Here is a 14,905-nt window from a genome sequence, read left to right as displayed (position 1 = left end):
CCATCGACGCGGCGTCAACCGGGCGGCTCAGAGCCCGGCGCGAGGCCTGCGCGCCACCACCAGATCGCGGATCTCGATCCGCGCCGGCAGCGGTGCCTCGAAGATCAGGTCGATCCAGCCTGTATCCACCCGCTCGGGCTCGATCCCGAGCGGCCAGAGATCGAACTCGGTGCCAGTGGCGCCGCCTCGAGGCAAATCGCGCAGCAGCGTTTCGCTGTTGGGGCCTTGCTTCAGGTTGAGACGGGCATAGGCGCGCGGCATGTCCTGCGCAGCCCATGCGAGGTCGAGGCCCAGCAGGTGACGTCGTTCCAGCCCCGCCAGAGCACCCTTGGGCAGGGCTATGGCAAGGCTGAGAAATCCGCCGTCGAAGCCTTCGAGGCCAAATTGCAGCGGATGCGTTGCGTCAGCATCATCCGTGCCGCGGCCAAGCCGGACCCCTCCCTGCGCCGCATCGTGGAACAGCCGCACCTCGCAGCCGAGATCGGCACCGTTCGCGACCGGGTCGGTCGAACCCACCGCCCCGCCCCACGGCCCGGGCCGCCAGGCCCAATCCGCGCCGGGCTGGCGCAAAGGCGAGGCCGCCCGCGCCGCTGCCCCAAAGGGCGTACGGATTGGACGGCCGGCTCCGGCCCGCCAAGGCAGGCCGAAACGTCTCACTGGTCCATATAGACGTGGCTTTCGCCCTGCGCGCCGGGATGCGTCACCGCACCCTTGCGGGCCGAACCCACGAGCTGCGCGTATTTCCAAAGCGCGCCGGCGGTGTAGTCATTGGTGCGCGGGCCTTTCCACGCGCCCTTGCGCTCGGCCAGCTCGGCATCCGACAGGTCGACCGAGATCTCGCCCTTGATCGCGTCAATGGTGATCACGTCGCCGGTCCTGACCAGCGCGATCGGACCGCCATGCGCGGCCTCGGGGCCGACATGACCGACGCAGAAGCCACGGGTCGCGCCCGAGAAACGGCCATCGGTGATCAGCGCCACCTTCTTGCCCATGCCCTGCCCCGAGAGCGCGGCAGTGGTCGAGAGCATCTCGCGCATGCCGGGGCCGCCCGCCGGGCCCTCGTTGCGGATCACGATCACGTCGCCCTCGGCGTATTCACGCTTGCGCACCGCCTCGAAGGCCTCCTCCTCGCATTCGAACACGCGCGCCGGGCCGGTGAAGACCTGGTCCTCGGCGGCCATGCCCGCGACCTTCACGATGGCGCCGTCGGGGGCGAGGTTGCCCTTGAGGCCCACAACGCCGCCGGTGGGCGTGATCGGTTTCGCCACGGTGTGGATCACACGGCCGTCTGCCTCGCGGTCGATGCGGTCGAGCTCCTCGCCCAAGCTCCGGCCGGAGGCGGTGATGCAGTCCTCGTGCAGCAGCCCCGATTTGCGCAGCTCCTTCAGCACCACCGGCACGCCGCCCGCCTCGTGCAGGTCCTTTGCGACGTATTCGCCGCCCGGCCGAAGGTTCACGAAATAGGGCGTGTCGCGGAAGATGTCGCAGACGTCGAGCAGGTCGAAATCGATCCCCGCCTCATGCGCAATCGCCGGAAGGTGCAGGCCGGCATTGGTCGAGCCGCCGGTGCATGCCACCACACGCGCCGCGTTCTCGAGGCTCTGGCGGGTGACGATGTCGCGGGCGCGGATGTTCTTCTCGATCAGGTTCATGACGGCCTGGCCGGAGAAATCGCCATACTGGTCGCGGCTCTCGTAGGGCGCGGGCGCGCCGGAGGAGTTCAGCAGCGCGAGACCGATCGCCTCGGACACGCAGGCCATGGTGTTGGCGGTGTACTGGCCGCCGCAGGCACCCGCCGAGGGGCAGGCCACGCGCTCGAGGATCGCCAGTTCGGCGTCGGTCATGTTGCCCGCCGCGTGCTGGCCCACGGCCTCGAACACGTCCTGGACCACGACGTCCTTGCCGTTGAGCTTGCCCGGCAGGATCGAGCCGCCATAGATGAACACCGACGGCACGTTCAGCCGCACCATCGCCATCATCATCCCCGGCAGCGACTTGTCGCAGCCCGCGAGGCCCACCAGCGCGTCGTAGCAGTGCCCGCGCATCGTCAGCTCGACCGTGTCGGCGATCGCGTCGCGCGAGGCGAGCGAGGAGCGCATCCCCTCGTGGCCCATGGCGATGCCGTCGGTGACGGTGATCGTGGTGAACTCGCGCGGCGTGCCGCCGCCCTTCTTCACGCCCATCTTCACCGACTGCGCCTGCCGGTTGAGCGCGATGTTGCAGGGCGCGGCCTCGTTCCAGCAGGTGGCGACGCCGACCCAGGGCTGGTGGATCTCTTCTTCCGAGATGCCCATGGCATAGAAGTAGCTCCGGTGCGGGGCGCGCTCGGGCCCTTCGGTCACGTGGCGGCTGGGCAGTTTCGTCTTGTCGAAACGGGCGTTGGTCATGGGGCTGTCCCTTCCCGGAGTTAGCTGGTGGCAAGGGATAGACAGGCCCCGCCGCAACGGCAAGCCGCGATGACCCTCCCCGAGGCGGCAAGGCGGCACAATCCGCGCCTTTTCTGCCCGAAACCCGCAACGAAGGTCCCGCCGGGCCGCACTTTCGGGACAGATCCGCAAACCCCCTCCCGGGCCGGGCCCCACTGCGGTAATGCGGCAGCAGGCCGAATTGCATTCCGACGTCGCGGGGCGTATCTCCGTCTCGACCCGACGCGCCCGGAGCTGCAAGATGAACTGGATTTCCAACTACGTCCGTCCGCGGATCAACTCGATCTTCTCGCGCCGCGAGGTGCCCGAGAACCTGTGGACCAAGTGCGACGAGTGCGGGACGATGCTGTTCCACCGCGAGTTGGCGGACAATCTCAACGTCTGCACCAATTGCGAACACCACATGGCGATCACGCCGCGCGACCGGTTCAAGGCGCTGTTCGACGGCGGCGTCTTCACGGAGGTGAAGGTGCCTGAGCCGATCGCCGACCCGCTCAACTTCCGCGACCAGAAGAAATATGTCGACCGGATCAAGGAAGCCCGCCGCAAGACCTCGGAAAAGGAGGCGATGCTGGTGGCCGAGGGCGAGATCGGCCGCACCAAGATCGTCGCCGCCGGTCAGGACTTCTCCTTCATGGCCGGGTCGATGGGCATGTATGTCGGCAACGCGATCATCGCGGCGGCCGAACACGCGGTGAAGCTGAAATGCCCGCTGGTGCTCTTCTCGGCCGCCGGCGGCGCGCGGATGCAGGAGGGGATTCTCAGCCTGATGCAGATGCCGCGCACCACGGTCGCGGTGGAGATGCTCAAGGAGGCCGGGCTGCCCTATATCGTGGTGCTCACGCACCCCACCACCGGCGGCGTCACCGCCTCCTACGCGATGCTGGGCGACGTGCAGATCGCCGAGCCGAACGCGCTGATCTGCTTTGCCGGTCCGCGCGTGATCGAGCAGACGATCCGCGAGAAGCTGCCCGAGGGGTTCCAGCGCGCCGAGTACCTGCTCGACCATGGCATGCTGGACCGGGTGACGGCGCGCGGCAAGCTGCGCGAGGAGTTGATCGGCATCACCCGGATGCTGATGGGGCTGGAGCCCGCTGTGATGGGCGATCTGCCCGCCCCGGCCACGCCGGAACCGGCGGCGGCCAAGGATGCCGAAGCGGCGCAGGACAAGCCGGTCGAAACCCCGGCCGCCAAGCCCGCCCCCGCCAAGAAGGCGGAGACGTCGAAGAAATGAGCGCTGCGCCCGGATCCGACGCGATTCTCGCGCGGATGATGACGCTGCACCCCAAGGTCATCGACCTGACGCTCGACCGGGTGTGGCGGCTGCTGGCGGCGCTTGACCATCCCGAGCGGCGGCTGCCCCCGGTGATCCATCTCGCCGGGACCAACGGCAAGGGCTCGACCCAGGCGATGATCCGCGCCGGGCTCGAGGCGTCGGGCGACCGCGTCCACGCCTATACCTCGCCGCATCTGGCGCGGTTTCACGAGCGGATCCGGCTCGCGGGCGAGCTCATCTCAGAGCCGGCTCTGACCGATCTGCTGGACCGCACCCACGCGGCGAACGGCCCAGACCCGATCACCTATTTCGAGATCACCACGGCGGCGGCGCTCATGGCCTTTGCCGAGAGTCCGGCCGAGTGGACGCTGCTCGAGACCGGCCTCGGCGGCCGCCTCGACGCGACCAACGTGGTCGAGCGTCCGGCGCTCACCGTCATCACCCCCGTCGATCTCGACCACCAGCAATATCTGGGCGAGACGCTCGAAGAGATCGCCGGCGAGAAGGCCGGCATTCTCAAGCGCGGCGTGCCCTGCGTGGTGGCGCCGCAGCACGAGGCCGCGCTCGAGGTGATCGAGGCCAAGGCCGCGCGGCTCGGCGTGCCGCTTCTGGCGCATGGCCAGCACTGGCATGTCACGACCGAGCGCGGCCGCCTGATCTACCAGGACGAGCGCGGGCTTCTGGATCTGCCGCTGCCAACCCTTCGCGGTCCGCATCAGCTGGTGAACGCGGGCACCGCCATCGCGGCGCTGCGGGCACTGGGCCAGGACGAGGCCGCCTGCGAGGCCGCGACCCGCGCCCAGTGGCCCGCCCGAATGCAGAAGCTGGGCCGCGGCCCGCTGGTGGAACTCGCCGGCGGGGCCGAGCTGTGGCTCGATGGCGGCCACAACCCGGCGGCGGGCGCTGTGCTGGCGCAGACGCTGCGCGAACTGCCGGAGCGCGCGACGCATCTGGTCTGCGGCATGCTCAACACCAAGGATATCGCGGGCTATCTGCGCCCCTTGGCCGAGGTGGCGCAAAGCCTTCAGGCGGTCTCGATTCCCGGCGAGGTCAACACTATCCCCGCCGCCGAGACCGCCGCCGCCGCCCGCACGGCGGGTTTCGCGCAGGTGGCCGAGGCTAATGACGTGGCCGGGGCGATCCGCGCCATAACCGCGCGGGAGCCGGGCGCGCGCATCCTAATCTGCGGCTCGCTCTATCTGGCGGGCCACGTGTTGCGCGACAACGGATGAGGCTCTGGCCGCCGCTTCTCGCGGCGCTGGCTGCCGGCCCCGCGCAGGCGGTTGAGCTGCACTTCTGCTGGCGCGGCGCCTCGGGCTACAGCATGACCGGCACCATGCGGTTTCCCGACGCCCTGTTGCAGGCAGCGCGCGTCACCGAATCCGATCTGACCCATTTCGAAATCACCGGCTGGCAGGATGGCGTGCGGATCGGCGGCTGGAGCCTCGACGCGCTGACGCCCGAGACCACCTGGCTGCTGAGCTTCGACCCGCGCGCCATGCGCTTTCCAATGCCTGGAATCGGCGTCTTCCAAGCCTGGAACGCCGATGGCGGCGTCGCGAATTGCGGCGATCCGGGCTTTGGCTTCAACGCCGGCAATGCCGGGCAGGATGTCTGCGTCGACAACCGATTCGTGTCCGAATCGACGATTCCATGGTGGACGCCGCTAACTGCCTCTCCCGCACCCGTCTCGCCCGACTGTAACGCACCGATGGTGCTGTCTTTGCTCCATGAAAAGAAAACTTCGCCATAAATACAGGCAATTGCGCCGAATGGTGGCGCAGCGAACCTGCCGAATTGCGCCAATATGCAAGGCGCGATCGGCGTCCCGCTAAAAGTTAACGACGTTACGAAACTACGCCCTTCGGTTGACCCACCGCGGTCAATTCAGGATTCTGAATGCAGGGGAACGAACCGAATATCTCGGCAGGAAAGATCGGGACTTCGGCAGGTTGACGGGCAGTGAGGAAGGGGGCCAGGGGAAACGGCCCCCTTCATACTGCATCAAATGCGGCCCCAGTCTTCGCCCTGCATTTCTTCCAGCCGGCTCGCGGTGCGTTCGAATTCGAAGCTGCCCTCGCCCTCGACATAGAGATAGGCAGGCGCCGCTGCTGCCGAGGCCACGAGCCGGGTCTTCGCCTCGTAGAGCGCGTCGATCAGCGTCACGAATCGCTTTGCCTCGTTGAAGTTCGAGCGCGACAGCCGCGGAATGCCGTCGATCATCAGCATCTTCACCGCTTCGGCGAGCGCGAGATAGTCGGCCGCGCCGAGGGGCCGGCCGCACAGCTCGTGAAATCCCGCCCGTGCGATGCCATTGCGGTACTCCGGCACGGTCACCTCGCGCCCTGACACGCGCAGCACGAGCGGCTCGCCCCCCGGCGCGCCCGCCAGATCCGCCCAGATCGCGTCGAGCTTCGCGCGCGCGCTCGAATCATTTGGCATGATCCAGCTTTCCGAGCCCTTGAGCCGCCCTTGCCGGTGATCGACGGGGCTTTCCAGCTCCAGCACCTCCATCCGCGCCTTCAATTTCTCGATGAACGGCAGGAACAGCTGGCGGTTCAGCCCGTCCTTGTAGAGGTCGTCCGGCACCCGGTTCGAGGTGGTGACGATGGTGACGCCCTGCTCGAACAGCTTCTCGAACAGGCGACCGACGATCATCGCATCGGTGATGTCGGTGATCTGCATCTCGTCGAAGGCAAGGAACCGCAGCTCTCCCGCCAGCCCCTCGGCCACCGGCGCGATGGCGTCGTCGACGCCCTGCGCGCGGGCCTTGTTCATGTCGGCGTGGACCCGTTGCATGAAGGCGTGGAAGTGCCAGCGCGCCTTGGGCAGGTCGATCTCCTCGTAGAGCAGGTCCATCAGCATCGACTTGCCGCGCCCCACCCCGCCCCAGAAGTACAGGCCCTTCACCGGCTCCGGAGGTTTGGGCTTTCGGAACCAGCCGCCGCGCTGCGGCTCGGGCTGGCGCGCGAGGTCGCGGGCCACGCGGTCGAGCGCGGGCAGCACGGCCTCTTGCGCCGGGTCGGGTTTCAGCGCGCCCTGCTCGATGCGGGCGCGGTAGGCGTCTTCGATGCTCATGGGATGGCGACATAGCTGCCGCCCGGCGCATTGCAAAGCGGCGCGCCGCACGCGAGGGTCGCGGCCATGGAGATCCGCATTGCCCGCCCCAGCGACGCGCCCGAACTGGCCGATCTGCACGTGACCTGCTGGGCCGAAACCTATCCCGGCCTGCTGCCCGCGGAAGAGATCGCGCGCTTCGACCGCGACTTTCGACTGCGGCAATGGCGCGAGCAGATTGCCCGAGGTGGCAGCCGCATCGTGATCGCGCCGGGTGCGGGCTTCGCGCAGATCGGCCCGCAACGCGAGGCGGCGCTCGCGGCGCGCGGCTACTCAGACGAGCTTCACGCCCTCTACCTCACCCGCGCTGCACAAGGCCGGGGCCTCGGTCGCGCACTTCTTGCCGCGGCACTCGGCCCCGCGCCGGGGCGGCTTTCCGCGCTGGTGTTGGGCGGCAATGACCGCGCCTGCCGATTCTATGAGGCCACGGGTGCGCGACTGGCCGAGCGCCGGCCGGAGCGGATCGGGACCGCGGAGATCACCGACCTGCTCTTTTTGTGGGACGCCGCCCCCCGTCCCTGATTTCGGGCAACTTTGTTCCCCAAATACGCAAAACCCGGCCCTGCCGCCCGCGAAACGCCGGAGATTGACACCGCCACGCCGGCGGCGCCTAGATCGCGCATGACACGTCAGCCGCTCTTTACCCCCGTCCTGATCGCCGGTTGCATCATTGTGATGGCAGGCTTCGCCATCCGCGCGAGCTTCGGCGTGTTCCAGATCCCCATCGCCGAGGAGTTCGGCTGGCCGCGGGCCGAGTTCAGCCTCGCCATCGCGATCCAGAACCTCGCCTGGGGAATCGGCCAGCCGCTCTTCGCGGCGATGGCCGAGAAGGTCGGCGACCGCAAGGCGATCGTGCTGGGCGCTCTGGCCTATGCCGCCGGCCTGATCCTGTCGGCGGGCGCGACCCTGCCGATCCAGCACCAGCTTCTGGAGATCTTGGTGGGATTCGGTATCGCCGGCACCGGCTTCGGGGTGATCCTCGCCGTGGTGGGCCGCGCCGCTTCGAACGAGAATCGCTCAATGGCGCTCGCGGTAGCGACGGCGGCGGGATCGGCGGGGCAGGTCTTCGGCGCGCCGATGGCCGAGATCCTGCTGGGCTACATGACCTGGCAATCGGTCTTCCTCGTCTTCGCCGGGCTGATTCTCGCCAGCTTGCTGACCCTGCCGATGATGCGCTCTCCCGCCCCCGCCTCGACGGCAGAGCTGCAGGAGAGCATGGCCCGCGTGCTGGGCCGCGCCGCGCGGGATCCTTCCTATGCGCTGATCTTCATCGGCTTCTTCTCCTGCGGCTACCAGCTCGCCTTCATCACCGCGCATTTCCCGGCCTTCGTGACCGAGATCTGCGCGCCAATCGCCGCCGGCGGCGTGCTGGCCTCGCTGGGGATCACCACGACCGCAGGCCTCGGCGCGGTGGCGATCTCGCTGATCGGGCTGGCCAACATCGCGGGCACCATCGCGGCGGGCTGGGCCGGCAAGCGCTATAGCCGCAAGTACCTGCTGGCCGGGATCTATACCGGTCGGACGCTGGCGGCGGCGTGGTTCATTCTGACGCCGATGACGCCGGCGACGGTGCTGATCTTCTCGGGCGTGATGGGCAGCCTGTGGCTCGCCACGGTGCCGCTCACCTCCGGCCTCGTCGCGCATCTCTACGGGCTGCGCTACATGGGCACGCTCTACGGCATCGTGTTCTTCAGCCACCAGCTCGGCAGCTTCATGGGCGTCTGGCTCGGCGGGCGGATGTACGACATCTACGGCAATTACGAAGCGGTGTGGTGGGTCGGCGTCGGCGTAGGCGCGCTGTCGGCGATCGTGCACCTGCCGATCCGCGAGGCCCGGGCCCCGATCGCCGCCCCCGCCTGAGTCTGGGCCTGAGCCCGCCCTAGTCGCGCGCGCCGAAGATCGCCGAGCCCACCCGCACATGGGTGGCGCCTCTCGCGATCGCGGCCTCGAAGTCGCCGCTCATCCCCATCGACAACCCCGCGAGACCGTTGCGCGCGGCCATCTCGCGCAGCATGTCGAAATGCGGCGGGGGGTCCTCCTCGGCGGGCGGAATGCACATCAGCCCGACCACCGGCAGGTCGAGGTCGCGGCAGCGCGCCACGAAGCCGTCGGTCTCGGCGGGCAGCACCCCGGCCTTCTGCGGCTCTTCGCCGGTGTTGACCTGCACGAAGAGCTCGGGACAGCGGCCGAGCTCCTGTGCCAGCCGCGCCAGCGTCTCGGCCAGCCGAGGCCGGTCAAGCGAGTGGATCGCATGGGCGATCTCCATCGCGGCGCGCGCCTTGTTGGTCTGCAGCGGGCCGATGATGTGCAGCTCGGTTCCCGGAAAGCGCGGCGCCAGCACCCCCCAGCGCGACTGCGCCTCCTGCACCCGGTTCTCGCCGAATACCCTTTGCCCGGCCTCGAGCACCGGCAGCACCCGCGACTCGGGCTGCATCTTGGAGACCGCGACGAGGGTGATGTCGGCGGGGTCGCGACCCGCCGCACGGGCCGCCTCGGCAATGCTTCGACGGATCCGGTCGAGCGACATGGGCATCTCCTGCTTGGTTCCGAGAGGTGGTCTGACATGTGTGTGACCCGGTTGCATCAATTTTCGGGCAGCACCGGGAGGGGGGGCCAAACTCCTTGAGTGTGAAGCGTCTGGTGCGCAATGAAACCTCCAATGCTGGCTCGACTGGCATTCTCGGGAATGCAAACACGAGGGAAATCCATGAAACGCATCCTGCTCGCCTCGGCCTCGATCGTGGCCTTTGCCGGCGCCGCCGCCGCTGAAATCAGCTTCAACGGTGAAGCCGCTCTCGGCTACAACGACACCGAGTCCGTTTCCGAAACCGACGACGATGACGGCTTCTACTGGGACGCCGAGCTCGGCATCACCTTCAGCCAAGAGCTCGACAACGGCCTGACCGCCGCCGCGACCGTCACCTCCGACGTCGTCGACAACCAGCTCGAGGGCGACATCTTCGCCGAAGGCTACGTGCTGTCGCTGACCTCCGAGACCGCCGGCCTGTTCTTCGGCGACACCGACATGGCTGCCAACCTGCGCTGGGACGGCGTTTCGGAAATGGCCCATGACGGCTTCTCCGAGACCGACGGCGAGACCGTGCTGCGCGGCGACTTCATGGCCTATGGCTTCAACGTCTCGCTCTCGGGCCTCGTGGACGACACCACCGACGGCAACATCGAGCCGGTCGGCGACACCCTCGACCAGTACTCGGTCGGCGTGGCTGGCTCCTTTGGCGCGTTCGAGATGAGCGCTGCCTACCAGGAGAAAGAGACCGACTTCTCCGAAGCTGTCGCCCTCGACAACGGTGACTACAACCCGAACGAGATCTTCGGCATCTCGGTCGGCACCGCCTTCGCCGGCGCCGATGTCGACGTCGCCTATGCTCGTGAAGAGGATGCGGTGACCGGTGACGCCGAAGACTCGACCGGCATCGAGGTCGCCTTCCCGGTCGGCCCCGTCACGCTCGGCGCCTTCTACGTGGCCGAGTCGGACCAGGATGACGGCTACGGCGTTGCCGTGGACTACGTCTCGGGCGCGCTCACCGTCTCCACCGCTTGGGAGAACGTGGACGACTCCGAGGACTGGGCGATCGAAGCCGGCTACGACATGGGCCAGGGCCTGAACTTCTACGCCGGTGTCGCCGACGCGGGTGACGACTACTACGTCGCCACCACCTACGAGCTGGCCGAAGGCGCTCAGCTGCTCGTCTCCTACGGCGTCGACGATAACGACGACTCCGAGGACGAGATCGGCGATCCCGAGTACCAGGAAGGCACGACCGTCGAGGTCTCCTTCGAGTTCTGATCCAACCGGATCACGACTTCAGGCAAGGGCGGTCCTTCGGGGCCGCCCTTCGCTTTTGTAGGGGGTGCATTCGGGCGTCGCAGGAGTGGCACAGCCGCGCGATGTGCAGTATCACCGCCAGCGGGCCGGAACGCCCCCTTGCAGACCCGCACCCAAGACGTGCCAGACCATCCGAGGGACACCCAACATGTCGCGCTACACCGCCGCCGAGATCGAAGCCAAATGGCAGGCCGCCTGGGACGAGGCCGGCCTCTTCACCGCGCGGCGCGACGAGAGCCGTCCGAAATACTACGTGCTCGAGATGTTCCCCTACCCCTCGGGGCGGATCCACATGGGCCACGTGCGCAACTACACGATGGGCGACGTGATCGCGCGCCATAAGGTGGCGACGGGCCATAACGTGCTGCACCCGATGGGCTGGGATGCCTTCGGCATGCCCGCCGAGAACGCCGCCATGGCCTCGGGCGGGCACCCGAAGGAATGGACCTACAACAACATCGCCGACATGCGCGCGCAGATGAAGCCGCTGGGTCTCTCGATCGACTGGAGCCGCGAATTCGCGACCTGCGACCCGGAATATTACGGCCAGCAGCAGGCGCTGTTCATCGACATGCTGGAGAAGGGCCTCGTCTACCGCAAGAACGCGGTGGTGAACTGGGACCCGGTCGACATGACCGTTCTGGCGAACGAGCAGGTGATCGACGGCAAGGGCTGGCGCTCGGGCGCCGAGGTCGAGCGGCGCGAACTGACCCAGTGGTTCTTCAAGATCTCCGAATATTCCGACGAGCTGCTCGCGGCGCTGGACGGGCTCGATGACTGGCCCGCCAAGGTCAAGCTGATGCAGGCCAACTGGATCGGCCGATCGCGGGGTCTCGAAATGGCCTTCGGCCTGACCGAGCCCACACATGGCCATGACCGGATCGAGGTCTACACCACCCGCCCCGACACGCTCTTGGGCGCGAGTTTCATCGGCATCTCCCCCGACCACCCGCTGGCGCGGGCGCTGGAGCGCGACCGCGAGGACGTGGCGGCCTTCTGCGCCGAGGCGCGCAAGGGCGGCACCACCGAAGAGGCGCTGGAGACCGGCGAGAAGCTGGGCTTCGATACCGGGCTCACGGCGCGGCACCCGTTCGATCAGGGCCGCGAGCTTCCCGTGTGGATCGCCAATTTCGTGCTGATGGATTACGGCACCGGCGCGATCTTCGGCTGCCCCGGCCACGACCAGCGCGATCTCGACTTCGCGCGCAAATACGACCTGCCCGTCATCTCGACCTTCGCGCCCACCAAGGATGACGGCCAGCCGCTCGCCGAGGATGGTGGCCCGGCCTTCGTGCCGCCCAAGACCGAGCCGGTGATCTACATCAAGGGCTTTGCCGGCGAGACCGAGCAGACCGGCGAGCAGGCGATCGACGCGGCCATCGCGTTTTGCGAGGAGCACGGCGTCGGCCGCGGCGTGACGCGCTTCCGGCTGCGCGACTGGGGCCTGAGCCGCCAGCGCTACTGGGGCTGCCCGATCCCGATCGTGCATTGCGCCGATTGCGGCGCGGTGCCCGAGAAGAAGGAGAACCTCCCGGTCCGCCTGCCCGACGATGTGAGCTTCGACGTGCCGGGCAACCCGCTCGATCGCCATGCCACGTGGCGCGACGTCCCCTGCCCGCGCTGCGGCAAGGACGCGCGCCGCGAGACCGACACGATGGACACCTTCGTGGACAGCTCGTGGTACTACGCGCGCTTCACCAGCCCCCGCGCAGAGACGCCGACCGATCTGGCCGAGGCCGAGTACTGGATGAATGTCGATCAGTATATCGGCGGCATCGAGCACGCGATTTTGCACCTGCTCTATTCGCGCTTCTTCGCGCGGGCGATGCATGTGACCGGGCACCTGCCGGAAAAGGCGATCGAGCCGTTCAACGCGCTCTTCACCCAAGGCATGGTGACGCACGAGATCTACCAGACCCGCGACGCCAATGGTCGACCGGTCTACCACCTGCCCGAGACGGTCGAGAACGGCGCGTTGAAGGCGACCGGCGAAGAGGTCGAGATCATCCCCTCGGCCAAGATGTCGAAGTCGAAAAAGAACGTGGTCGATCCGGATGCGATCCTCGCGCAGTACGGCGCTGATACCGCGCGCTGGTTCGTGCTGTCCGACAGCCCGCCCGAGCGCGATGTCGAATGGACCGCCGCCGGCGCCGAGGCCGCGCACAAGCACCTCGCCCGGGTCTGGCGCATCGCCGACGAGCTGGCCGGAGCCACGGACGGTGATGTCGCGCAGGACGAGGAGCTGATGCGCCAGCTGCACCGCACAATCCGCGATGTCACGCTGGGGCTCGAAAGCTTCGGCTTCAACGCCGCCATCGCCAAGCTCTACGCCTTCACCTCGGTGCTGTCGAAATCCACCGCCTCGGCCGAAGCGCGGCGCGGTGCCGCCCGGGTGCTGGCGCAGCTAATGTCGCCGATGACCCCGCATCTCTCGGAGGAGATCTGGGCCCGGCTCGGCGGCGAAGGTTTCGTGGCGCGGGCCCCATGGCCGGTGGCGGAGGAGCGCTTCCTCGTCGAGGACAGCGTCACCCTGCCGATCCAGATCAACGGCAAGCGCCGCTCCGAGATCACCGTGCCCAAGGCGATGCCCAAGGACGAGATCGAGGCGCTGGTGCTGGCCGACGAGGCGGTGGCGAAGGCGCTCGACGGGTCCGCGCCGAAGAAGCTGATCGTGGTGCCCGGCCGGATCGTCAATGTGGTTCTCTGAGCCCGGCCGCCGCGCCCTGCTGCTGGGGGCGCTGGCGCTCGGCGGCTGCGGCTTCGCCCCGGCCTACGGGCCGGACAACGACGCCGCGCGGCTGCGTGGCAAGGTCGCGGTCGAGGCGCCGGCGAGTTTCCCGGGCTACCTGCTGCGCGCCCGGCTGCTGGACCGGCTCGGCGCGCCGGTCGAGCCGCTCTACGAGCTCGATGTCGAGACCTCCGAAGAGGTCGAGCAGGCCGCGATCAGCGCCGATGGCGCGGTGCTGCGCTACCGGTTGCTGGGACGCGCGAGCTACGCGCTGCGCCCCGTCGCGGGTGGTCCGGCCCTGGCCGAGGGCGCGGTCGAGGAGTTCGCGGGTTACTCCGCCACGCTCGGCACCGTCGCCTCCGACGCGGCCGAGCGCGATGCGCGCGAGCGGCTGGCGGTGCTGCTCGCCGACCAGATCGTGACCCGGCTGCTGGTCCTCCCGGCGCTGCCATGAAGCTCTCGGCGCGCGACGCTGCGGCCTTCTTCCGCAAGCCCGACCCCAAGGTCGCCGCCGCGCTGATCTGGGGCGAGGACGCGATGCGCGTGGCGCAGCGCCGGGCCGAGGTGATCGCCGGACTCGCCGGGCCCGATGCCGAGGCCGAGATGCGGCTGACCCGCCTGCCCGCCGCCGATCTGCGTCGTGAGGGCGCGCTTTTGATCGACGCGGTGAAGGCGCAGGGCTTCTTTCCCGGCCCGCGCGTGGTCTTCGTCGAAGGCGCGACAGACGGGCTTTCGGGCCTGTTCGACGCGGCGCTGAAGGACTGGCGCCCCGGCGACGCGCAGATCATCGCCACCGCCGGTCAGCTGGCGTCGAAATCGGCGCTGCGCAAGCTGTTCGAGGCGCAGCCCGTCGCCGTCTCTATCGGGATCTACGACGATCCGCCTGGGGCGGAGGAGATTGCCGCGATGCTGGGCGCGGCCGGTGTGCCCGACCCCGATTCTGATGGGCGGGCGCTGCTCACGGAACTGTCGCGTGCGCTCGATCCCGGCGCTTTCCGGCAAACGGTGGAAAAGCTCGGCCTTTACAAGCATGGCGACGCCACGCCGACCACGGCCGCCGACATCGCCGCCGTCGCACCCCGCTCCACCGAGGCCGATACCGACGCCCTGCTCGCGGTGGTGGCCGAGGGACGGGCGCCGCAGATCGCGGCATTGCTGCGGCGCCTCTATGCGCAAGGCACCACGCCGGTGTCGCTATGCATCATGGCGCTGCGGCATTTCCGGCAGCTGCACGCCGTGGCCAGCGATCCGGGCGGGCCGGGCCAGGGAATCGCCCGGCTCAGACCGCCGGTCTGGGGGCCACGCCGCGACGCGATGACCCGCCAGGCCTCGGGCTGGGGCCGCGACCGGCTAGAGCGGGCGGTGAGCCTGCTGATCGAGACCGACCTGCAGCTGCGCTCGGCAAGCCGGGCGCCGTCGCAGGCGCTGGTCGAGCGCGCGCTGATCCGGCTGGCGATGATGGCGCGGCGCTGATCCCGATTCCGGCCGCTGATCGGAATCAATTCCCCGCC

General features: G+C 68.5%; 13 protein-coding genes. 9 read left to right on the top strand and 4 right to left on the bottom strand.

From position 1 onward, the window contains the following. Positions 1-27 precede the first annotated feature (27 nt). Both LOS8367_RS05025 and ilvD read right to left on the bottom strand, forming a co-directional pair. A complete protein-coding gene (locus tag LOS8367_RS05025; protein WP_278247959.1) occupies positions 28-657 on the bottom strand; it encodes a DUF6478 family protein in 630 nt (209 codons plus the stop codon). Further along, the gene (gene ilvD, locus LOS8367_RS05020; RefSeq protein ID WP_085895374.1) at positions 654-2,387 is read right to left on the bottom strand and encodes a dihydroxy-acid dehydratase; all 1,734 of its coding nucleotides are present in this window, start codon (positions 2,385-2,387) and stop codon (positions 654-656) included. The genes LOS8367_RS05025 and ilvD overlap by 4 nt, the downstream gene beginning before the upstream one ends. Positions 2,388-2,667: 280 nt before the next feature. On the opposite strand from ilvD, the gene accD reads away from it, so the two are divergent. From accD to LOS8367_RS05005, 3 genes are read left to right on the top strand one after another with little or no spacing between them, the layout of a single operon-like run. Continuing rightward, positions 2,668-3,660, top strand: a complete 993-nt coding sequence (gene accD, locus LOS8367_RS05015) for an acetyl-CoA carboxylase, carboxyltransferase subunit beta (protein ID WP_085895373.1) — start codon at positions 2,668-2,670, stop codon at positions 3,658-3,660. Beyond that, the gene (locus LOS8367_RS05010) at positions 3,657-4,934 is read left to right on the top strand and encodes a bifunctional folylpolyglutamate synthase/dihydrofolate synthase (protein ID WP_085895372.1); all 1,278 of its coding nucleotides are present in this window, start codon (positions 3,657-3,659) and stop codon (positions 4,932-4,934) included. The genes accD and LOS8367_RS05010 overlap by 4 nt, the downstream gene beginning before the upstream one ends. After that, a complete protein-coding gene (locus LOS8367_RS05005; protein ID WP_085895371.1) occupies positions 4,931-5,455 on the top strand; it encodes a hypothetical protein in 525 nt (174 codons plus the stop codon). Before LOS8367_RS05010 ends, LOS8367_RS05005 begins: the two co-directional genes overlap by 4 nt. 251 nt (positions 5,456-5,706) lie before the next feature. On the opposite strand, the gene zapE is transcribed toward LOS8367_RS05005, so the two are convergent. After that, on the bottom strand, positions 5,707-6,780 hold the full coding sequence (zapE, locus tag LOS8367_RS05000; protein WP_085895370.1) for a cell division protein ZapE: 1,074 nt from the start codon (positions 6,778-6,780) through the stop codon (positions 5,707-5,709). A gap of 66 nt (positions 6,781-6,846) precedes the next feature. Here zapE and LOS8367_RS04995 point away from each other — a divergent pair, with 66 nt between their 5' ends. Continuing rightward, complete coding sequence (locus LOS8367_RS04995) at positions 6,847-7,341, top strand: GNAT family N-acetyltransferase (protein ID WP_085895369.1); 495 nt, start codon at positions 6,847-6,849, stop codon at positions 7,339-7,341. A 99-nt stretch (positions 7,342-7,440) separates the two neighbouring features. Beyond that, the gene (locus LOS8367_RS04990; RefSeq protein ID WP_085895368.1) at positions 7,441-8,679 is read left to right on the top strand and encodes an MFS transporter; all 1,239 of its coding nucleotides are present in this window, start codon (positions 7,441-7,443) and stop codon (positions 8,677-8,679) included. A 19-nt stretch (positions 8,680-8,698) separates the two neighbouring features. On the opposite strand, the gene LOS8367_RS04985 is transcribed toward LOS8367_RS04990, so the two are convergent. Then, entirely contained in the window at positions 8,699-9,346 is a 648-nt protein-coding gene (locus LOS8367_RS04985) for a YggS family pyridoxal phosphate-dependent enzyme (protein ID WP_085895367.1), read from the bottom strand. Between the two features lie 180 nt (positions 9,347-9,526). Between LOS8367_RS04985 and LOS8367_RS04980 the strand changes: the two genes are divergently transcribed. The 4 genes from LOS8367_RS04980 (at position 9,527) to holA (ending at position 14,867) form a co-directional block, all read left to right on the top strand. Then, entirely contained in the window at positions 9,527-10,627 is a 1,101-nt protein-coding gene (locus LOS8367_RS04980; protein ID WP_085895366.1) for a porin, read from the top strand. Between the two features lie 187 nt (positions 10,628-10,814). Continuing rightward, positions 10,815-13,373: a leucine--tRNA ligase gene (gene leuS, locus LOS8367_RS04975; protein ID WP_085895365.1), complete on the top strand. Its 2,559-nt coding sequence runs from the start codon at positions 10,815-10,817 to the stop codon at positions 13,371-13,373. Beyond that, positions 13,360-13,848, top strand: coding sequence for an LPS assembly lipoprotein LptE (lptE, locus tag LOS8367_RS04970; RefSeq protein ID WP_085895364.1), 489 nt, complete (start codon positions 13,360-13,362; stop codon positions 13,846-13,848). Before leuS ends, lptE begins: the two co-directional genes overlap by 14 nt. Next, positions 13,845-14,867: a DNA polymerase III subunit delta gene (holA, locus tag LOS8367_RS04965; protein ID WP_085895363.1), complete on the top strand. Its 1,023-nt coding sequence runs from the start codon at positions 13,845-13,847 to the stop codon at positions 14,865-14,867. Before lptE ends, holA begins: the two co-directional genes overlap by 4 nt. The last annotated feature ends 38 nt before the right edge of the window (positions 14,868-14,905 follow it).

Source organism: Limimaricola soesokkakensis (assembly GCF_900172345.1).
Classification (GTDB): Bacteria; Pseudomonadota; Alphaproteobacteria; order Rhodobacterales; family Rhodobacteraceae; genus Limimaricola; species Limimaricola soesokkakensis.
The sequence above is the reverse complement of the archived record's forward strand: the minus strand, read 5'-3'. Positions and strand labels throughout refer to the sequence as shown.

Bases quoted from the DNA above. Each gene is read 5' to 3' on its own strand.
- ilvD (WP_085895374.1), bottom strand. From the start codon at position 2,387: ATGACCAACGCCCGTTTCGACAAGACGAAACTGCCCAGCCGCCACGTG.
- accD (WP_085895373.1), top strand. From the start codon at position 2,668: ATGAACTGGATTTCCAACTACGTCCGTCCGCGGATCAACTCGATCTTC.
- LOS8367_RS05010 (WP_085895372.1), top strand. From the start codon at position 3,657: ATGAGCGCTGCGCCCGGATCCGACGCGATTCTCGCGCGGATGATGACG.
- LOS8367_RS05005 (WP_085895371.1), top strand. From the start codon at position 4,931: ATGAGGCTCTGGCCGCCGCTTCTCGCGGCGCTGGCTGCCGGCCCCGCG.
- zapE (WP_085895370.1), bottom strand. From the start codon at position 6,780: ATGAGCATCGAAGACGCCTACCGCGCCCGCATCGAGCAGGGCGCGCTG.
- LOS8367_RS04995 (WP_085895369.1), top strand. From the start codon at position 6,847: ATGGAGATCCGCATTGCCCGCCCCAGCGACGCGCCCGAACTGGCCGAT.
- LOS8367_RS04990 (WP_085895368.1), top strand. From the start codon at position 7,441: ATGACACGTCAGCCGCTCTTTACCCCCGTCCTGATCGCCGGTTGCATC.
- LOS8367_RS04985 (WP_085895367.1), bottom strand. From the start codon at position 9,346: ATGTCGCTCGACCGGATCCGTCGAAGCATTGCCGAGGCGGCCCGTGCG.
- LOS8367_RS04980 (WP_085895366.1), top strand. From the start codon at position 9,527: ATGAAACGCATCCTGCTCGCCTCGGCCTCGATCGTGGCCTTTGCCGGC.
- leuS (WP_085895365.1), top strand. From the start codon at position 10,815: ATGTCGCGCTACACCGCCGCCGAGATCGAAGCCAAATGGCAGGCCGCC.
- lptE (WP_085895364.1), top strand. From the start codon at position 13,360: ATGTGGTTCTCTGAGCCCGGCCGCCGCGCCCTGCTGCTGGGGGCGCTG.
- holA (WP_085895363.1), top strand. From the start codon at position 13,845: ATGAAGCTCTCGGCGCGCGACGCTGCGGCCTTCTTCCGCAAGCCCGAC.